This is a genomic window from Microbacterium sp. NPDC097977 (assembly GCF_040302605.1).
Classification (GTDB): domain Bacteria; phylum Actinomycetota; class Actinomycetes; order Actinomycetales; family Microbacteriaceae; genus Microbacterium.
Window position 1 is genome coordinate 56,167 of the sequence record NZ_JBEOUR010000001.1, and the last position, 16,765, is coordinate 72,931.

Genomic DNA, 16,765 nt, shown 5'->3' on the forward strand with positions numbered 1-16,765 from the left:
CTCCGCCCGACGGGGAGGCCGTCGGGGAGTTCTCCGCCCGACGCGGTGAGAGCACGCGAGAGCACGCGGCGCGGGCACGCGGAGAGCGGAATCGACGTCCCACGAGTCACATTCGTCACTTCTGCACCACGACACGCCGCCCAAAACCTCAAAACCCGCGAAATGACGCGGAAATGTGGGTGGTCGTTGATACATTCAAGGCGGTCACTCGACCAGGGGCATCCGCCCCGATACACACAACGATGCGACGGAACACTCGTCGCTGGAGGATGACATGGCTGACAAGTCCATCACCAAGACCGAGCTCGTCGCGAGCATCGCTTCCGCCACCGGCCAGAGCCAGGCCACCGTCTCGGGTGTCCTCGACGCGCTGTTCTCCTCGGTCTCCGACGCTGTTGCCAAGGGCAGCAAGGTCTCGATCCCGGGCTGGATCTCGTTCGAGCAGGTCGCGACCGCGGCTCGCACGGGCCGCAACCCGCAGACCGGTGCCGAGATCAAGATCCCGGCCGGCCACCGCGTCAAGGTGACCGCTGGTTCCAAGCTCAAGGCTGCCGTCAAGTAAGACTGCTCCTGTTCGAAGGCCGCTCCCGATCCGTCGGGGGCGGCCTTCGTGCTCCCGCGACGACGGCGCGGCTTAGGCTTGACGTGTGAGTGCCCGCGTCGCGCAGACCCCGACCCGCTCCGCGTATCGCGCGGCGGGCGTCGGCCTGCTGCTCGCGGGCGGTCTGGTCGCCGTCGTCGCCGCACTCGTGATCGGCGGCGGAGCCGCACCGCTGCTGCTGCAGGACCCGGGTCCGTTCGTGCGCTGGGCGACTCCGATCGCCAAGCTGGTCATGAACATCGCGTCGGCGGCGATGCTCGGATCCCTCGTGCTCGCGCTGTTCGCGCTGCGCAGCGAGGAGAAGTCGTTCGACACCGCCCTCAACATCGCGTCTGCCGGGGCGGCCGTCTTCACGGTCTCCGCCGGCATCGGCGGATTCTTCACCTTCATGGCCGCGTTCAACCCGCAGCTCAGCGCCGAGCGCGAGTTCGGCGAGCAGCTCGGCCGGTTCCTGCTCGAGCTGCCCCTGGGCCAGTCCTGGCTGATCACGACGATCATGGGATCGGTCATCACGGTGCTGGCCTTCGCCTGGCGCACCTGGACCCCCACGCTCATCACGGCCCTGCTCGCCGCCGCATCCTTCCTGCCCCTGGCGACCCAGGGACACTCGGGTGATCTCGCGGGCCACAACATCGCGGTGAACTCGATCCTGCTCCACACGATCGGCGCGGCGGTCTGGCTCGGCGGCCTGCTGCTCGTCGTGATCCTGCGCGATCGCTCGGGCATCCGCACCGCCGACCTGGTCCGTCGCTACTCGAGCCTCGCGATCGCGGCCTTCGTGGTCGTCGCGGTCTCGGGGGTGGCCCGCTCGTTCGTCGCGCTCGGAGACATCTCGCAGCTGTGGACGCCGTACGGCACGATCCTGCTCATCAAGGTCGTGCTGCTGACAGCCATGGGCCTGTTCGGCGCCTGGTACCGCATCCGTCTGATCCCCCGCCTCGACGGCGAGAACGCGACGCGCTGGTTCTGGATGCTGGTGCTGGGCGAGATCACGCTGATGGGCCTCGCCTCGGGGGCGGCCGCCGCCCTCGCGCGCACACCCCCGCCGACCGGCGAGGAGCAGGCCTTCGTGCAGACTCCCGCCGAGAATCTCACGCGCTCGCCGCTGCCGCCCGAGTTCACGATCGACCGCTGGTTCACCGCTTGGGACATCGACGTGCTCTGGCTGGTCGCCGTCGGCTTCGGGCTGTTCCTCTACCTGGCGGGTGTGCGTCGGCTGCGTCGCCGCGGCGACCGCTGGCCGATCCATCGCACGGTGTTCTGGGTGCTGGGGATGCTGCTGCTGCTCTGGGTGACGGGCGGGCCGATCAACGCCTACCAGGAGTACCTGTTCAGCGTGCACATGCTCGGGCACATGATGCTGTCGATGGCGATCCCGCTGCTGCTGGTGTCGGGCGCGCCGATCACCCTGGCGCTCCGCGCGATCCACAAGCGCGACGACGGCACGCGCGGCGGGCGCGAGTGGATCATGTGGGCGGTGCATTCCCCGTTCTCGCGGGTGGTCACGCATCCGTTCGTCGCGGCGGGCATCTTCATCCTGTCGCTGTGGGCCTTCTACTTCACCGACCTGGTGCGCTGGTCGATGTACGAGCACCTCGGTCACGAGTGGATGGTCGCGCACTTCCTGATCTCCGGCTACCTGTTCGTGATGAGCCTGGTGGGCGCAGACCCCGTCCCCTACCGGCTGCCCTACCCCGGGCGGCTCATCACGCTCATCGCGATCATGGCCATGCACGCGTTCTTCGGCGTCGCGATCATGATGCAGGAGGGGCTGATGGTCGCGGACTGGTTCGGCTCGATGGGGCGCACCTGGGGTCCCTCGCCGATGGAGGATCAGTACATCGGCGGCGGCATCGCCTGGTCGATCGGGGAGATCCCGACGCTGATCCTCGCGATCACGGTCGCGATCCAGTGGAGCCGCAGCGACAGCAAACTGCAGAAGCGCCAGGATCGGCACGCCGACCGCACGGGCGAGGCCGAGCTCGAGGAGTACAACGCGAAGCTCGCCGCCCTCGCCGAACGCGACCGCCGCGAGGCCGAGCGCCCGACGCGCTGACACGGCCCGACGCCGCTGACACGGCCCGACGCGCTGGCGCGCCGCGCCGGCGGGGTGTCAGCCCTCGGGCTCGTCCTCGCCGGGGGAGCCGATGCGGATCGACGCCGAGCCGTCGGGGAGGATGGTGATCGAGCCGTCCACCTGGAAGGGGACGTCCTCCGACACCTCCTGGATCGAGCCGTCGAAGAGCGAGCGGATCTTGACCTCGACGTGCGCGACGGCATCCGTCGGCGGGATCTTCCAGTGGCCGCCGTCGGGGACGACGGTCACCTGCGGCTGATCGGCGATCGACCACGTCGGCAGCGACGCGATGCGGTTCGAGACCTCGAGTCCGAACGGGCAGGCCGTGGGCTGCAGCACCTCCTGCGCCGTGCAGCCGGTGAGGAACTCCTCGACCCGCTGCTGCACGACCGAGACGAACTCGTCGGTCGGATCGGTCTGCAGGTCGAGGGGGGTCGTCGCGAGCGGGCTGTCTGCGAGGACGCCGACGCCGTCGGACTTCGCGATCGCGGTGTCGACGGTCACGGCGTACAGCCCGGGGGTGAACACCAGCAGCGGCAGCGGGTCGAGCGGCGCGGCGTCCGCGCCCGCGGGAGACACCTGACGGCGGTCCATCTCAAAGCCGTTCACCGCGAACTGATCGGCGCCGCGCAGCGTGAGATCGACCACGGCGAGGGGGCTCGTCGTGAAGCGCCAGTTCGGGGTCACCCCGGCCCATCCGTCCTGCGCGACCGTGAACGTCGTGGTGCCCTCGTGATCGGCCGCGCGGTACGAGACGGTCACGGCGGTCGCGTCGCCGTCGGGCGCTTCGGAGACGACCTCGACGTCGGTCAGCGGCGCGAGAGCGGAGTGCCGCAGCAGCGCCTCGGAGGCCGTCGCGCCGATGCCCGCGTTCTGCAGGGTCTCGCGGTCGATCGCGACACCGGGCACGCGGAGGGCGTCGGCGGCTCGTCCCTCCGAGAGGAGGTCGAGGTAGCGCACGACGAACGCGGAGGGACCGTAGAACTGGCGGTACAGCGTAGCCCCGCCGGCGCCGAGGGCGGCGACGAGGACGAGGCCGATCACCGCGAGGAGCGCGAGATCGGCGGCAAGACGGGAACGCCGGGGCGCCTTCGTCTCGACCTGCTGCATGGCGTCAGTCTAGGAGGACGCCCTGGGATGGAGCCGTGCGCCGCGTCGCTGTGTGACGGGCCGATCGGCTGTGTCAGACGGATGCCTCGCCACGACCCCACGTAGCATGGAGAGCGCGCCGTCGTGCGCGTTTCCCGTCGTCTTCCCGTGTGAGAGAACCGTGTCGCTTCCCGCCCTGTCCGAAGAGCAGCAAGAGCTGTTCCGACTGATCGAGGACACCGGCGAGCACGTCTTCATCACGGGCCGTGCGGGCACCGGCAAATCCACACTGCTGCAGTACTTCTCGTGGAACACGAAGAAGCAGATCGCGATCTGCGCCCCCACCGGCGTCGCCGCCCTGAACGTCGAGGGACAGACGATCCATTCGCTGTTCCGGCTGCCGATCGGTCTGATCGGCGATTCCGACATCGAGCAGAACGACAACACCCGCCGCATCCTCAACGCGATCGAGACCCTCGTCATCGACGAGATCTCGATGGTCAACGCCGACCTGATGGATGCCATGGACCGCTCGCTGAGGCAGGCCCGCGGCAAACGCGGCATCCCCTTCGGCGGCGTGCAGATCGTCATGTTCGGCGACCCGTACCAGCTCGCGCCGGTGCCGCCGCGGGGCGACGAGCTGCGCTACGTGAAGGACCACTACCGGTCGTTCTGGTTCTTCGATGCCAAGGTCTGGGCGGGATCGGGCGGGGGAGACGCGCAGGACGACGACGACGGCGGCCTCTTCGCCGTCGACACGCGCGCCGAGCTCCACGTGCGCGAGCTGGTGCAGATCCACCGGCAGTCGGATGACGGATTCAAGGCGATGCTGAATGCGGTGCGCTACGGCCGGGTGACCGCCGAGATCGCGGGAGTGCTGAACGCCCAGGGTGCGCGCACGCCCCCCGACCCCGAGCCGGGGGAGGTGCCGATGATCACCCTCGCCACCCGCAACGACATCGTGAACACGATCAACAGCCGTCACCTCGCCGCGTTGCCGGGCAAGGAGCAGACGGCGAAGGCGGAGGTGAACGGCGAGTTCGGGCGGGGCGAGGCATCCCTGCCCGCCGAATCCGAGCTGAAGCTCAAGATCGGTGCCCAGGTGATGTTCCTGCGCAACGACACGTCGATGTCGGGGGAGCCGCCGCGGTGGGTCAACGGCACGATCGGCACCGTGGTGCGTATCCTCGGCGAGACCGTGCGCGTCGAGATCGACGGCGACGAGGTCGATGTCGAGCCGGCCGTCTGGGAGCGCTTCCGCTACTCGTACGAGGCCAGCACGAAGAAGCTGTCGCGCGACGTGATAGCCGAGTTCACGCAGTTCCCGCTGCGACTGGCGTGGGCGGTGACGATCCACAAGTCCCAGGGCAAGACCTACGACCGCGCGATCATCGACCTGGGGTCGGGCGCGTTCGCACCGGGGCAGACCTACGTGGCGCTCTCGCGGCTCACCGCGCTCGACGGCCTCTACCTGTCGCGGGCGCTGCGGCCGAGCGACATCCGGGTCGACGAGGACGTGCGTCGTTTCATGCGCGACGCCTGGCTCGCGGCATCCACCCCCGAGGTCGGAAAGGGCTGAGGCGTTTCGTCTCGGTCGCTGCGCTCCCTCGCTCAACGAGCGGGGTCTCCGTTGCTGCGCTCCCTCGCTCAACGGGCGGGGTCTCGGTCGCTGCGCTCCCTCGCTCAACGGGCGGGGTCTCGGTCGCTGCGCTCCCTCGCTCAACGGGCGGGGTCTCGGTCGCTGGGCTCCCTCGCTCGGCGGGCGGGAGTCAGGGCGCAGGCGGCGACGCGCGAGCGGGAGTCAGGACGCAGGCGGCGATGCGCGGGCGGGAGTCAGGACTCAGGCGGCGACGCGCGCGCGGTCGAGGTCCTCGAAGAGCTCGGTGTTGAAGCGGTAGGCGAGCAGGACCTCGTCGATCACCCGCTCGCGCTCCGCGTCGTCCCACGGAGCGGCGTCGAGCTGCTCGCGGTAGACGTCCTTGAAGGCGGCGGGATCTGCGATGTCGTCGAAGAGGTAGAACCCGATGCCGTTGGTCTCGAAGCCGAAGCGGCGGGCCATGACGCGGCCGATGAAGACCCCGCCCGACAGGTCGCCGAGGTAGCGGGTGTAATGGTGGGCCACGAAGCCGCCCGCCCAGGTGGCGCCGACCTGACGGATGCGCTCGACGTAGCGCTGCGTGGTGGGCAGCGCGACGATCAGGTCTCGCCAGTCGGCGCCGAGCAGGAACCCGAGGTCGGCCTCCAGCGCAGGCAGGCGGGTCAGCTTGTCGCTGAGGAACACGGATGCCACGGGGTCCTTGCGCATGCGCTCGCCCGCTCCCTCGAGCGCCTCGTAGATGAAGTAGTGCTGGGCGACGAGGGCGATGTAGTCCTCGCGGGAGCCCTCGCCCTTGAGTAGATCAGACATGAAGCCCGCTCCCTCGCTGCGCGAGTGCGAACCGGAGGAGCGTTCCCGGAGGGCGGCGGAGAAGGAGAGGATCTCGGACATGACCTCAGTGTAAGGGTTGCCTAACCTCGAGCGGAACCCTCGATCTCACCGCGTCATGCGTGCGGACGCGGCTCGACGCCGACTTTCGCGCACGCGAGGTCGTACAGAGCGACGACCTCCCGGCGCACGGCCGAGCGTTCGGTGATCGGCCCGGACGGCCAGGCGATGCGGAGTTCCGAGACGGCACCCGCGTCGGTGACCTCCCAGACGCCGCCGTCGCCGTCGAGACCGGTCATCACGGCATCTGTGATCTCGCCCTCGCCGGCCCCGGTGAAGGCGCGGGTGATGAGCAGGTTGTCGTCGCGGTGGTCGCCGTTCATGTGGCGGAGGATCGCCGAGACGACGTCGGCATCGAAGATGTGCGGCATGGTCCTCACCCTAAACCGGCCCCCGCGATGCGATCTTTCAGGATCCGCGTTCTAGACTCGGGAGACACGTCTTCCGGGGGTCCCCTTTCATGCAGCTTCTCTCGTCACGCAGGTTCCGCGCCGCAGCGGCCGGCGTCGCCGTGCTCGGACTCTTCCTCACCGGATGCACGTCGTCCGAGCCGGAGTTCAGCTATCAGCCCCCGTCGCAGGTCGACGGCGACTTCCCCGCCGACACGGTCACGGCGATGCAGGATGCGGTCGCGAACGCGCTCGCCGCCTCCGGCGCCTCGGGCGCCGTGGTGGGTGTCTGGGCGCCGTGGAGTGGACGCTGGGTGACCGGCGTGGGCACCCAGGACCCCGGAGCGGGCGCCGAGATCACGACCGACATGGCCTTCCGCGTCTCCGACATGACGAGGCTCATGACGTGCGACGTGCTCTACGGCCTCGCGGACGAGGGCATCGTCGGTCTCGACGACCCCGTGCCCGACCATGTGTCCGGCGTTCCGGACATGACGGACACCACCCTGCTCGACCTCTGCAACAGCACGAGCGGGATCGGCTCCTCCGAGGGCATCGCGCAGACCGCCTGGATGACCACCCCCGAGCGGGTGTGGGCGCCGCTCGAGCTGGCGTCGTACGGGCTCGGTGCGCCGCGTGCCACCGCCCACACCACGTACACGAACTCCGATGCCGGATACCTGCTGCTCGGACTCGCTCTCGAGCGTGCGTCGGGTATGACGGCATCCGAGCTCATCTCCGCGTACGTCACCCGGCCGCTCGGGCTCTCGAACACCTCGCTGCCCTCGCCCGCGCCGGCGGCGCCCTCCACCGGTCCGGTGATGAACGGGCACTACCTCGCCCCCGTCGAAGGCGGGTACAACTGCGCCGCCCCGGTCGACATCACGACGCTGTCCTCGAGTACCGGCTTCACCGACTCCGGGGTGGTCTCCACGATCGACGACCTCGGCCGCTACATGCAGGCCGAGGCCGCACAGGTGCTGCGCACGAAGAAGGAGCCGAACCGCTTCGGATCACCGCTGCCGCAGGCCCCCGACGCCCCGTCCTGGTTCCAGGCGACCGGAGGCGCACTCCTCGTCGGCTCGATGATCGGTCAGTCCGGGTGGACGCCCGGTTATCAGACGTCGGCATTCTCCGACCCCGCGACCGGGTTCACCGTGGCGGTCTCGCTGAACGACTCGACCACCGGCGGCACCACGGCGATGTTCCTCGCGTGGGAGCTGGCGGCCCTCGCCTCCAAGGCGCCGGCGGCCGAGGGCCAGACGGCACCGGACTTCGGTCTGCCCTTCACGGCGGAGCAGTACCACCAGGCGATCGCGGACTCCGCGCTTCCCTGCGTCGCACCGCCTGAGGGCTGATTCGGACGCACCCGGCCGCTGCGCGACCGGGTCGGGAGAGAGGTCGGCCATGGCCATCATCGACAACGCGATCTACGTCGACGGCGTCCGCACCGAGAATCCGCGGAGCCTGAGCGAGACGTTCGAGGCCATGCGCGAACGCGGCGGGATGAGCTGGATCGGTCTCTATCGTCCGAGCGAGGCGGAGATCCGCGAGGTCGCCGACGAGTTCGGCATCCATGCGCTCGTGGTCGAGGATGCCCTGTCGGGGCATCAGCGCTCGAAGCTCGAACGGTACGGCGACGTCCTCTTCATGGTGCTGCGCTCGGCGCGCTACCTCGATGAGACGGAGGAGGTGGAGTTCGGCGAGATCCATCTGCTCGTGGGGCCGGACTTCGTCGTCACGATCCGGCACGCGGAGTCGCCCGACCTCGCCCGCGTGCGCCACCGCCTCGAAGACGACCCCGCGCTGCTCCGTCTCGGCGCCGGGGCGGTGCTCTACGCGATCCTCGACGAGGTCGTCGACGAGTACGCCCCGGTGCTGGCGGGTCTCGAGAACGACATCGACGAGATCGAGGGTCAGCTGTTCGAGGACGGCATCGACGCGACGCAGCGCATCTACGAGCTGGGTCGCGAGGTCATCGACTTCCAGCGTGCGGTGCAACCTCTCGCCGGGATGCTCGATTCTCTGCTGCGCGGCTCGCCCGAGCACGAGGCCGACGAGGAGCTGCAGCGCTACCTGCGCGATGTGCTCGACCACACCCTGCGCATCTCCGAGCGGGCGAACACGTTCCGCACCGTGCTCGACAACGCCCTGACCGTCGAGTCGACCATCGTGGCTCGTCGGCAGAACGAGGAGATGCGGCGGATGACGGAGCTGAGCATCCGTCAGAACGACGAGGTGAAGAAGATCTCGGGATGGGCCGCGATCCTCTTCGCGCCGACCCTCGTCGGCACGGTCTACGGGATGAACTTCGATCACATGCCCGAGCTGCACTGGGTGCTCGGCTACCCGATGGCCATCGGACTCATGCTGGCGATGGGCGTCGGCCTCTACTGGGCGTTCAAGCGCAAGGGCTGGCTGTGACCGCCGAGAGGTGAGGCTGAGCGTACTCGACGCCGCGTCAGCCGGCCCGTCGGCGCCGGGCTCTCCCCTTCGCGAAGCCGGAGGCCATGACGACGATGAGCACGACGGACACGACGGTGAGCAGTCCGCCCAGTCCGGTGACCGTGCGGCCCGGGGTCCCGTGGCCCTCGACCACGGCCGTGCTCGGTTCGGCAGTGCTGTAGATGACCGTGACGCTGCTGCCGAGGGCAGGCTTCTCGTCGGGCGCCCAGTCGGCCCAGACCGAATGCGATGACGTGTCGCCGGCGAAGTACTCGACTCTGAAGTTGTGCGTGGAGGCCTCGGCCCCGTCGTTCACTTCGACCACCGTTCCCGTCGTGCGCGAGCCGCTCGCGACGAGCTCTCGGTCGGCGGCGTTCATCGACGATCCGACCACCAGCAGCACGGGGCCGACGAGGAGGATGGCGACGATCACGATCGTCTGGAACACGGGGTGGTACACGAAGCTCCGGGGCGCGTTGCCGGAGTCGTAGGGCGTCATCACGTGCCCATCTCAGCACAGGTTCGTCGACGAGAGGCTGATGCGGGGCGTCGAGAGGACGGGGAATCCAGCGCGGTGCGCGCGCGACCCGGTCTCAGTCGTCGGTGTCGACGCCGGGCCCAGGACCCGGTCGCACGGCGGCATCCGGCGCGATGTCGATGCGTGTGGTGCCGTCGTGCTCCGACACCTCGATGCGCGGGGCGGCATCGGCCTCGGTCGCCTCCGGCGCGGCGGTCAGCTGATCGTGCCGCTTCTCTTCGCTGGTCATCTCGTCGTCCGATTCCGGGGTGCGGTCAGTGGTTGTCATGATTCTCCTCCGTGGGGGTGTGGGTATCGATGGTGGAACTCGTGCGGACTGCGGTGCGCGTCCTGCCCCAGCGCGCGAGCAGGTACAGGACGCCGCCGACGGCGAGAAGGATGCCGCCGAACAGCCAGACGGCGGGGCGCTGCTGGGTGAGCAGCAGGATGCACGACCCGATGCCGAGCACGGGGATGATCGTCCAGATCCGGAAGTGGTCGTGCTCCACCCGATCGCGGCGCAGCACGAGCACCGAGACGTTGACGCTGAGGAACACGATGAGCAGCAGCAGGACGACCGTCTCGGCGAGCGTCGCGAGGTCGCCGACCAGGGTCAGCCCCATCGCGACGAGGGTGGTGGTGAGAATGGCGACCCACGGGGTCTTCCGCCGCGGCAGCACGCGACCGAGCACGGCGGGCAGCAGGTTCTGCTCGGCCATGCCGTAGGTCAGGCGGCTCACCATGATCATGGTGAGCAACGCGCCGTTGGCGACCGCGACCAGGGCGATCAGGCTGAACAGCCAGGACGGGATGCTGGCGCCCGCCGCCTCGACGACCGAGAGCAGCGGACCGCTCGACTCCTGCAGCTCGGAGGCGGGCAGCGCGATCGAGCTCGCGATCCCGACGAGTACGTAGACCGCGCCCGCCGTGAACAGCGCACCGAAGAGCGCACGCGGGTACGTGCGCCGCGGATTCTTCACCTCTTCGATCATGTTGGCCGAGGTCTCGAAGCCCACGAAGGAGTAGTAGGCGATCACGGCGCCGGCGAGCACGGCCATCGCCGCGGGAGTCCCCTCGGGCGTCTGGGTGAGGCGCGAGGCGTCGCCACCGCCGCCGGCCACGAACACGCCCACCACGGCGATGACGATCACGAGACCGCTCAGCTCGATCGCCGTCATCACCAGGTTCGCCCCCAGGGACTCGCGGATGCCGCGGGCGTTGAGGGCCGCGACGACGGCGAGGAAGACGATCGCGACGGGGATGGTCGGCAGGTCGAAGAAGGTGCCGAGGTAGTCGCCGGCGAAGGCGATCGCGAGGCCCGCGGCGCTGGTCACTCCGGCGGCGAGCATGCTGAACCCGACGAGGAACGACACCGCCGGGCTGTGGAAGGCGCGCTCGGCGAAGACGGATGCCCCGCCCGCGCGCGGGTACTTGGTGACGAGCTCGGCGTACGAGCCGGCCGTGAGGAGGGCGAGGAGCAACGCCAGCAGCAGCGGCGCCCACAGCATCCCGCCGACCTTCTCGGAGAGCACCCCCATCAGGGCGTAGATGCCGGCGCCGAGCACGTCGCCCAGGATGAAGGCGAACAGCAGGGGCCCGGTGATGGCGCGGCGAAGCCGAGTGGGCTCCTCAGGTGTGCGCGCGGTGTCGGAGGTCATCCCGGAACCCTAGGGAGAGAGGCGGGTCACCGGCGACGGGGTTGACAGGCCGCCGGATCGAGTGCCGCGGCGTCGCGAAATCACCCGTGCGGGGGATGCCGCCGCTCGCGGCGGGTCATAGCGTGGAGGCATGCTGATCGTCGAGGAACTCCACATGCTGTTGCTTCGGCCCGACGGCCGTGTCGAGAGCGCGGTGAGCGGGAACCGCCTCTATGGCGAGGTCGCGGCCGTCCTCGTCGACCTCGCCCTGTACGGGCGCATCTCGTTCTCGCACGAGAAGCATCCGACCGTCGACATCGTGTCGACCGAGCCGACGGGCAACCCGATCCTCGACACCACCCTGCAGCGTCTCGTGCCGATGCGAGGCAAGCGACTGCAATCGCTGGTCGTGTGGCCGAAGCTCGATCCGCTCGAGGTCGTCGTCGAGTCGCTGGTCGTGCAGGGAATCCTCGTGCGCGGGGAACGCGGATTCTTCGGCTGGGGGTCGGCACGCACTCCCGAGTCCGACCCCGCGCCCGAGCTGGTGCTGCGTTCGCGGCTCGCCGCTGTGCTCGCGGGCACCGGCGCCCCGACGCAGGCCGACCTGTCGCTGCTCTCGATCCTGCAGAACCTCAACGCCGCGCACGCGATCCTTCGGGCGGAGTGCGGGGACATCTCGGCACGCGACCTCAAGAAGAGGATCGAGCAGCTCACCGCGGGGTCGCCGGCCGGGGATGCCGTCGCCAAGGCCGTGAATGATGCGATCGCCGCCGCGATGGTGGCCATCATGACTCCGGTGATCGTCGCGGCGACGATCACCTGATCCGCTCGGGTCGGGGTTCAGCGCAGCACGGCGACGCGCTCCGCGAGCTCGTCGATCACCCGGCTCTCATCGAGAGGATCGACGATCACGCCGGCGACGGCGTCGAGGTCGAGCACCGGGAAGTGCGAGGTCGCTCCGATCTTCTCCTCGCTGCCGAGTGCGAAGGTCTGCGTGCATCGGGCGGAGATCGCCCTCTTGGTGACGGCGTCGTCGAGGTTGCCGGTGGTGAGTCCGCGCACCGGATCGACGCCGGTGACGCCGAGGAAGAAGAGGTCGGCCGCGAGGTGCTGCACGGCTTCCATGGCCAACGGTCCGCTGGCGACCATCGAGAATCGTGCCAGCTCGCCGCCGATCATGACGATGCGCGCCGCCGAGTGCTCGGCGGTGGCGAGGGCCACGGCCGGGCTCGGCGTGATGACGGTGAGGTCGGCGCCGTGGGGCAGCATCCGTGCCATCGCGAGAGTGGTGGTGCCGGCATCCAGCACGATCGTCGAACCCGGTTCGATCAGGGAGACGGCGCGAGACGCCACCCTCTCCTTGCTCGCGGTGGCGAGGGATGACCGCTGATCGACGGGCCTGTCTGCCGGGGGGATCGGCAGAGCGCCCCCATAGACGCGCACCAGCTCGCCGGCCTCGGCGAGCTCTCGCAGGTCGCGACGGATCGAGTCCTCCGACACCCCGAGATCGAGGGCGACATCCTTCGCCACCACGCGTCCGTCGGCGCGGAGGATCTCCCGCAGGTGGTCTTTGCGCTGTGCGCCCAGCATCCGAGCCCGTCTCTTCTTGTTCTCTCACGAAGTTGCACGTTCTTGCACGGTTAACGTTACAGTCTTCTTCATGACGACACCACTCCTGATCCTGATCGCCGGCCCCTACCGCTCCGGAACCGGCGGCGACCCCGCTCTCATCGCCCGCAATCTCGAGACCCTCGAGCAGGCCGTAGCGCCCATCCACCGGCTCGGACACGTCCCGATGATCGGGGAGTGGGTCGCTCTGCCGATCCTGCGCGGCCTCGACGAGGACGCAGCGACCGACGGCGATGTCATGTACGAGACCGCGCACCGACTGCTGCAGCACTGCGATGCCGTCCTCCGTCTGCCCGGTGAGTCCTCGGGCGCCGACAAGGACGTCGAGATCGCACGGGAGCGGGGGCTTCCGGTCTTCCGCTCGCTCGACGAGATCCCCGCCCTCGGCGCCGCAGCACGCGTCCGGTGAGCCGGGGGAGCTGACCGCAGTGCGGTCACGCCTCGAACCGCCCGCGGTCACGCCTCGAACCGCCCGTGCTCAGGCGTCGAACCGCACCCCGGTCAGCTCCTCGGCCGCCGACCACAGCGCGCGTCCCACCTCGGGGGAGCGCACCTGCTCGCCGGCGCGCACGCGAGCAGGTGCGCCGCGGAACTCGAGCAGACCGCCGGGGCCCCAGTAATCGCCTCCGGTCGCATCGGCCGACACCGCCGCGTGCACGATCGGCGCGGCGCCCGCAGCCTTTCCCTGCACGAGGGGTCGACTGAGTCCCGCGAGGGTGCGGGAGAGGCCCGAGACCTCGGCGAGACCGGCGCGATGCGGAGTGAGCGGGTCGACCGCGTAGCCCGGATGCGCGCACAGTGCGGAGCGCGCGGTCCCTCGCCATCGCCGGTCGAGCTCGAACGCGAACGCCATGAGCGCGGCCTTCGAGCGGCCGTACTGACGCAGCGACGCCCCGGTCCACGGCTGGCCGAGCGTCGCAGGGTCGATCTCTGCGAAACGGTGCGCCAGCGAACCGACGGCCACGACGCGCGCCTCCTCCGCGAGCGCCTGACCGAGCTGCGCGAGCAGGGCGAAGTGGCCGAGGGCATTCGTCCCGACCATCAGATCGAGCCCGTCGGCGGTGCGCGCGCGGCGGTCGGCCGCTTTGATCCCCGCGTTGCAGATGACCGCGTCGAGCCGCTCGTCGACCGAGGCCGCGGCCGCGGCGATCGCGTCGAGCGAGCCCAGATCGAGGGGGAGGATGCCGACGTCGGCGCTCGCCGCATGCGCGCGGATCGACGATGCCGCGACCTCGGCGCGGTCGACCGATCGGCAGCCGAGCAGCACCCTGGCTCCGCGGGCGGCGAGCTGTTCGGCGCACCAGTATCCGATCCCCGCATTCGCGCCGGTGACCAGGATCGTGCGGCCGTGGAGGTCGCGGACGGGGGCGGGGGCCGAGGTCATGTCCTCCAACCTAGGCCGCGCGCCCGTGGTGCGAAAAAATTCCTCGACGAGTTTGTGACGAATCTCGTTCCCCGCACGTCTTACCTGTGAGCGACCAACCACGCTCCCGGTGCGGCCGACAGGTCTCGCAGCCGGAACCACGTGAGACGAAGGAAAAGTCATGGCAACTCAGGATCAGAACACCCCCGCCAGCCCCGCCGAGAAGGAGCTGGCTCAGACTTCCGCCGCGCCGAAGCCCGCCGCGTCCGGCTCCCGCGTGGACCGCTCGTCGAGCTTCTCGACGTCGCGCATCCCCACCGACGTCGACGCGGCCGGCAAGACGGTCATCGCCGATGGCGTCGTGGCCAAGGTCGCCGGCATCGCCGCCCGTGAGGTCGCTGGCGTCTACGCGCTCGGCGGCGGCGGAGCACGCGCCTTCGGTGCGATCCGCGACGTGATCAACGCCACCGACCTCGCCCAGGGCGTCAAGGTCGAGGTCGGCGAGACGCAGGCCGCAGCCGACCTGACCATCGTCGTGGAGTACCCGGCCCCCATCCAGGAGGTCGCGAACAACGTCCGCGCCGCCGTCGCCGGTGCGATCAGCCGCCTGGTCGGTCTCGAGGTCGTCGAGGTCAACGTCGAGGTCAACGACGTGCACGTCCCCGGTGACGACAACACCGAGAACGAGGAGTCGCGCGTCTCATGAGCCCCACCATCACCGGCGCCGTGATCGGCGCCCTGCTCGCTCTCGCCGCACTGGCGTTCGGGTTCTGGGGCTTCCTCCTCGTCGCCCTGTTCGCCGGGATCGGTGCCATCATCGGCCGGATCGCCTCCGGCAAGCTCGACGTCCGCGGTCTCGCGGACGCCTTCACGGGGCGGCGCACCTCCTGATGCGCGTCGACCAGCACTTCGCCCCCGGTGGTGGCCCCGTGGGGGTCGCCACCGGTGAGGCCACCGTTCCTGGCCGCGTCGACGTGAGGGAACGCGTCTACCGCACGGTGACCGAACAGGCATCCGCAGTCCTGATCGGTGTGCCGCGCGGCGACGTGAAGGTCGATGTCGCCGAGCATCCGGGCGGCTTCGCCGTCCGCATCGCCACCCCGCTCCCCGTCCCGAATCTCGACGACACCGTCGCGATCGAGCAGGGAGTCCCCGTTCTCGAGAGGGCCCGTCAGCTGCAGGAGCAGTTGCAGACGCGGCTGACCGGAATCCTCGGTCGAGACATCACCCGGATCAACCTCACCATCACCGGTGCCACCATCCCAGAGAGGAGTCGAGTGCGATGAGCACCCCCGTACTTCGTCGCGTCGTTCGTCGCGAGACGCATTCGCCGCGCACCGTCGCGATGTTCGTCGCGGTCATCCTCCTGATCCTCGCCCTGGCCTACATCGGTCTCGAGATCGTGCTGAGCCTCGCAGCCCAGCCCGCCCTCCTGCTCGGTCCCGCCGCAGCGGGCGGTTGGCTGGTCGGATTGCCGACCGCGCAGCCGGCCGGTCTCGTGATCGCGGGCAGCATCGTGCTGGCCCTGATCGGGATCGTCTTCATCGGTCTGGCCGTCACACCGGGCCGCCTGTCGAAGCACACGCTCGAGGCGGGCGACCGTGCGGTCGTCGTCGACAACGGCGTGATCGCCAGTGCACTGGCCCAGCATCTGTCGGAGCAGACGGGTCTCTCCCGCGAGAGCATCACCGTCGGCGTCGGCCATCGGTCCGTGGACGTCACCGTGCGTCCCGGCGCCGGCATCCCGCTCGACAAGAGCGCGGTGCAGTCCGCCGCAGAGGCCGAGCTGACGACCTACCGACTGACCAGGAGCGTACGCACCCGGGTCCGCATCGAGCGGCCCACCGAGAAGGAGGACGAGCTGTGAACGCCACCAATCGTGCGCTGAACCGCACCCTGCTGCTGATCATCGGCCTGCTGTTCCTCGCTCTCGGGGCCCTCGGGATCGCGATCATGAGCTGGCCCACCGCCACCGACATCTGGACGTCGGCCGGCAAGGACGCCCGCACCTGGCTCGACCAGGCGATCGCCGCCACGGCCATCGCAGGAGGAAGCCTCTCCTGGGTCGGTATCGGCGCCGTCGCCGCGATCGTCATCGTCGTCGTGCTCCTCATCGCCGCGTTGACGAGCATCTCGGGGCGCCGCTCCAAGACGGTCCTCCGCTCGTCGGGTTCGCAGAACCCGCTCGGCCGGGTCACGGTCACGGAGTCCTTCGTGTCGGATGCGGTGAAGAACTCGCTCGCGGATCGGGCCGACATCCTCTCCACCCACGTCACCGCGAACGACATCCACAGCGAGCCCGTGCTGCACGTCGCGCTGACCCCTCGTCAGAACACCGATCCGCGTGAGCTGGTCGACCACGTCGACCGCCTGCTCGGCAACCTCGCGACCCTCACCGGCCGTGAGACGGCGACCTACGTCTCCATCCACACCGGTCTGCGGGCGCGGCTCGCTCACGACCAGCGTCGTCTGACCTGATCCGCTGACACCGATCCGTCACCCCCGACCACTCGTCACCCAGGAAGAGAACCAC

The 16,765-nt window shown here is 69.6% G+C and carries 20 protein-coding genes; 12 read left to right on the forward strand and 8 right to left on the reverse strand.

Annotated features, from left to right (window positions below; all coding sequences use genetic code 11):
- Positions 1-274 precede the first annotated feature (274 nt).
- Positions 275-562, forward strand: coding sequence for an HU family DNA-binding protein (locus ABTZ43_RS00290; protein ID WP_042541574.1), 288 nt, complete (start codon positions 275-277; stop codon positions 560-562).
- 85 nt (positions 563-647) lie between these two features.
- A complete protein-coding gene (locus ABTZ43_RS00295; protein ID WP_082539281.1) occupies positions 648-2,657 on the forward strand; it encodes a bifunctional copper resistance protein CopD/cytochrome c oxidase assembly protein in 2,010 nt (669 codons plus the stop codon).
- Positions 2,658-2,714: 57 nt separating this feature from the next.
- Here the strand turns inward: ABTZ43_RS00295 and ABTZ43_RS00300 are convergent, their stop codons facing one another.
- Positions 2,715-3,788, reverse strand: a complete 1,074-nt coding sequence (locus ABTZ43_RS00300) for a hypothetical protein (RefSeq protein WP_350537473.1) — start codon at positions 3,786-3,788, stop codon at positions 2,715-2,717.
- A gap of 160 nt (positions 3,789-3,948) precedes the next feature.
- Between ABTZ43_RS00300 and ABTZ43_RS00305 the strand changes: the two genes are divergently transcribed.
- Positions 3,949-5,346 (forward strand): ATP-dependent DNA helicase, encoded by a 1,398-nt coding sequence (locus ABTZ43_RS00305; RefSeq protein WP_350537474.1) that lies wholly within the window; start codon positions 3,949-3,951, stop codon positions 5,344-5,346.
- Between the two features lie 261 nt (positions 5,347-5,607).
- On the opposite strand, the gene ABTZ43_RS00310 is transcribed toward ABTZ43_RS00305, so the two are convergent.
- Both ABTZ43_RS00310 and ABTZ43_RS00315 read right to left on the reverse strand, forming a co-directional pair.
- Positions 5,608-6,255, reverse strand: coding sequence for a biliverdin-producing heme oxygenase (locus ABTZ43_RS00310; protein ID WP_149422051.1), 648 nt, complete (start codon positions 6,253-6,255; stop codon positions 5,608-5,610).
- A gap of 53 nt (positions 6,256-6,308) precedes the next feature.
- Complete coding sequence (locus ABTZ43_RS00315; protein WP_056414810.1) at positions 6,309-6,623, reverse strand: DUF2470 domain-containing protein; 315 nt, start codon at positions 6,621-6,623, stop codon at positions 6,309-6,311.
- An 89-nt stretch (positions 6,624-6,712) separates the two neighbouring features.
- Here ABTZ43_RS00315 and ABTZ43_RS00320 point away from each other — a divergent pair, with 89 nt between their 5' ends.
- Together ABTZ43_RS00320 and corA are read left to right on the forward strand one after the other, a co-directional pair.
- Positions 6,713-7,999, forward strand: coding sequence for a serine hydrolase domain-containing protein (locus tag ABTZ43_RS00320; RefSeq protein ID WP_350537475.1), 1,287 nt, complete (start codon positions 6,713-6,715; stop codon positions 7,997-7,999).
- Between the two features lie 49 nt (positions 8,000-8,048).
- On the forward strand, positions 8,049-9,065 hold the full coding sequence (gene corA / locus ABTZ43_RS00325; RefSeq protein ID WP_149422053.1) for a magnesium/cobalt transporter CorA: 1,017 nt from the start codon (positions 8,049-8,051) through the stop codon (positions 9,063-9,065).
- Positions 9,066-9,102: 37 nt separating this feature from the next.
- Here the strand turns inward: corA and ABTZ43_RS00330 are convergent, their stop codons facing one another.
- The 3 genes from ABTZ43_RS00330 to ABTZ43_RS00340 all read right to left on the reverse strand — a co-directional run bounded on the left by ABTZ43_RS00330 (position 9,103) and on the right by ABTZ43_RS00340 (position 11,261).
- Complete coding sequence (locus ABTZ43_RS00330) at positions 9,103-9,585, reverse strand: DUF3592 domain-containing protein (RefSeq protein ID WP_350537476.1); 483 nt, start codon at positions 9,583-9,585, stop codon at positions 9,103-9,105.
- Between the two features lie 94 nt (positions 9,586-9,679).
- On the reverse strand, positions 9,680-9,892 hold the full coding sequence (locus tag ABTZ43_RS00335; protein WP_350537477.1) for a multidrug transporter: 213 nt from the start codon (positions 9,890-9,892) through the stop codon (positions 9,680-9,682).
- Complete coding sequence (locus ABTZ43_RS00340; RefSeq protein ID WP_350537478.1) at positions 9,879-11,261, reverse strand: APC family permease; 1,383 nt, start codon at positions 11,259-11,261, stop codon at positions 9,879-9,881. The genes ABTZ43_RS00335 and ABTZ43_RS00340 overlap by 14 nt, the downstream gene beginning before the upstream one ends.
- A gap of 130 nt (positions 11,262-11,391) precedes the next feature.
- On the opposite strand from ABTZ43_RS00340, the gene ABTZ43_RS00345 reads away from it, so the two are divergent.
- Positions 11,392-12,063, forward strand: a complete 672-nt coding sequence (locus ABTZ43_RS00345) for a GOLPH3/VPS74 family protein (RefSeq protein WP_350537479.1) — start codon at positions 11,392-11,394, stop codon at positions 12,061-12,063.
- Between the two features lie 17 nt (positions 12,064-12,080).
- Here the strand turns inward: ABTZ43_RS00345 and ABTZ43_RS00350 are convergent, their stop codons facing one another.
- Positions 12,081-12,830, reverse strand: coding sequence for a DeoR/GlpR family DNA-binding transcription regulator (locus tag ABTZ43_RS00350; RefSeq protein ID WP_056414833.1), 750 nt, complete (start codon positions 12,828-12,830; stop codon positions 12,081-12,083).
- Between the two features lie 70 nt (positions 12,831-12,900).
- On the opposite strand from ABTZ43_RS00350, the gene ABTZ43_RS00355 reads away from it, so the two are divergent.
- Positions 12,901-13,278, forward strand: a complete 378-nt coding sequence (locus tag ABTZ43_RS00355; RefSeq protein WP_350537480.1) for a DUF4406 domain-containing protein — start codon at positions 12,901-12,903, stop codon at positions 13,276-13,278.
- Positions 13,279-13,347: 69 nt separating this feature from the next.
- Here the strand turns inward: ABTZ43_RS00355 and ABTZ43_RS00360 are convergent, their stop codons facing one another.
- Positions 13,348-14,253: an SDR family NAD(P)-dependent oxidoreductase gene (locus tag ABTZ43_RS00360; RefSeq protein ID WP_350537481.1), complete on the reverse strand. Its 906-nt coding sequence runs from the start codon at positions 14,251-14,253 to the stop codon at positions 13,348-13,350.
- A gap of 160 nt (positions 14,254-14,413) precedes the next feature.
- Here ABTZ43_RS00360 and ABTZ43_RS00365 point away from each other — a divergent pair, with 160 nt between their 5' ends.
- From ABTZ43_RS00365 to ABTZ43_RS00385, 5 genes are read left to right on the forward strand one after another with little or no spacing between them, the layout of a single operon-like run.
- Positions 14,414-14,938, forward strand: coding sequence for an Asp23/Gls24 family envelope stress response protein (locus ABTZ43_RS00365; protein ID WP_200946572.1), 525 nt, complete (start codon positions 14,414-14,416; stop codon positions 14,936-14,938).
- Positions 14,935-15,123 (forward strand): DUF2273 domain-containing protein, encoded by a 189-nt coding sequence (locus tag ABTZ43_RS00370; protein ID WP_045252972.1) that lies wholly within the window; start codon positions 14,935-14,937, stop codon positions 15,121-15,123. Before ABTZ43_RS00365 ends, ABTZ43_RS00370 begins: the two co-directional genes overlap by 4 nt.
- Positions 15,123-15,518 (forward strand): hypothetical protein, encoded by a 396-nt coding sequence (locus ABTZ43_RS00375; protein WP_235564044.1) that lies wholly within the window; start codon positions 15,123-15,125, stop codon positions 15,516-15,518. The genes ABTZ43_RS00370 and ABTZ43_RS00375 overlap by 1 nt, the downstream gene beginning before the upstream one ends.
- Entirely contained in the window at positions 15,515-16,099 is a 585-nt protein-coding gene (locus ABTZ43_RS00380) for an Asp23/Gls24 family envelope stress response protein (RefSeq protein ID WP_056414843.1), read from the forward strand. The genes ABTZ43_RS00375 and ABTZ43_RS00380 overlap by 4 nt, the downstream gene beginning before the upstream one ends.
- Positions 16,096-16,710: a hypothetical protein gene (locus ABTZ43_RS00385; protein ID WP_056414847.1), complete on the forward strand. Its 615-nt coding sequence runs from the start codon at positions 16,096-16,098 to the stop codon at positions 16,708-16,710. Before ABTZ43_RS00380 ends, ABTZ43_RS00385 begins: the two co-directional genes overlap by 4 nt.
- Positions 16,711-16,765 lie beyond the last annotated feature (55 nt).

Bases quoted from the DNA above. Each gene is read 5' to 3' on its own strand.
- ABTZ43_RS00290 (WP_042541574.1), top strand. From the start codon at position 275: ATGGCTGACAAGTCCATCACCAAGACCGAGCTCGTCGCGAGCATCGCT.
- ABTZ43_RS00300 (WP_350537473.1), bottom strand. From the start codon at position 3,788: ATGCAGCAGGTCGAGACGAAGGCGCCCCGGCGTTCCCGTCTTGCCGCC.
- ABTZ43_RS00310 (WP_149422051.1), bottom strand. From the start codon at position 6,255: ATGTCCGAGATCCTCTCCTTCTCCGCCGCCCTCCGGGAACGCTCCTCC.
- ABTZ43_RS00315 (WP_056414810.1), bottom strand. From the start codon at position 6,623: ATGCCGCACATCTTCGATGCCGACGTCGTCTCGGCGATCCTCCGCCAC.
- ABTZ43_RS00320 (WP_350537475.1), top strand. From the start codon at position 6,713: ATGCAGCTTCTCTCGTCACGCAGGTTCCGCGCCGCAGCGGCCGGCGTC.
- corA (WP_149422053.1), top strand. From the start codon at position 8,049: ATGGCCATCATCGACAACGCGATCTACGTCGACGGCGTCCGCACCGAG.
- ABTZ43_RS00330 (WP_350537476.1), bottom strand. From the start codon at position 9,585: ATGACGCCCTACGACTCCGGCAACGCGCCCCGGAGCTTCGTGTACCAC.
- ABTZ43_RS00335 (WP_350537477.1), bottom strand. From the start codon at position 9,892: ATGACAACCACTGACCGCACCCCGGAATCGGACGACGAGATGACCAGC.
- ABTZ43_RS00340 (WP_350537478.1), bottom strand. From the start codon at position 11,261: ATGACCTCCGACACCGCGCGCACACCTGAGGAGCCCACTCGGCTTCGC.
- ABTZ43_RS00345 (WP_350537479.1), top strand. From the start codon at position 11,392: ATGCTGATCGTCGAGGAACTCCACATGCTGTTGCTTCGGCCCGACGGC.
- ABTZ43_RS00350 (WP_056414833.1), bottom strand. From the start codon at position 12,830: ATGCTGGGCGCACAGCGCAAAGACCACCTGCGGGAGATCCTCCGCGCC.
- ABTZ43_RS00355 (WP_350537480.1), top strand. From the start codon at position 12,901: ATGACGACACCACTCCTGATCCTGATCGCCGGCCCCTACCGCTCCGGA.
- ABTZ43_RS00360 (WP_350537481.1), bottom strand. From the start codon at position 14,253: ATGACCTCGGCCCCCGCCCCCGTCCGCGACCTCCACGGCCGCACGATC.
- ABTZ43_RS00365 (WP_200946572.1), top strand. From the start codon at position 14,414: ATGGCAACTCAGGATCAGAACACCCCCGCCAGCCCCGCCGAGAAGGAG.
- ABTZ43_RS00370 (WP_045252972.1), top strand. From the start codon at position 14,935: ATGAGCCCCACCATCACCGGCGCCGTGATCGGCGCCCTGCTCGCTCTC.
- ABTZ43_RS00375 (WP_235564044.1), top strand. From the start codon at position 15,123: ATGCGCGTCGACCAGCACTTCGCCCCCGGTGGTGGCCCCGTGGGGGTC.
- ABTZ43_RS00380 (WP_056414843.1), top strand. From the start codon at position 15,515: ATGAGCACCCCCGTACTTCGTCGCGTCGTTCGTCGCGAGACGCATTCG.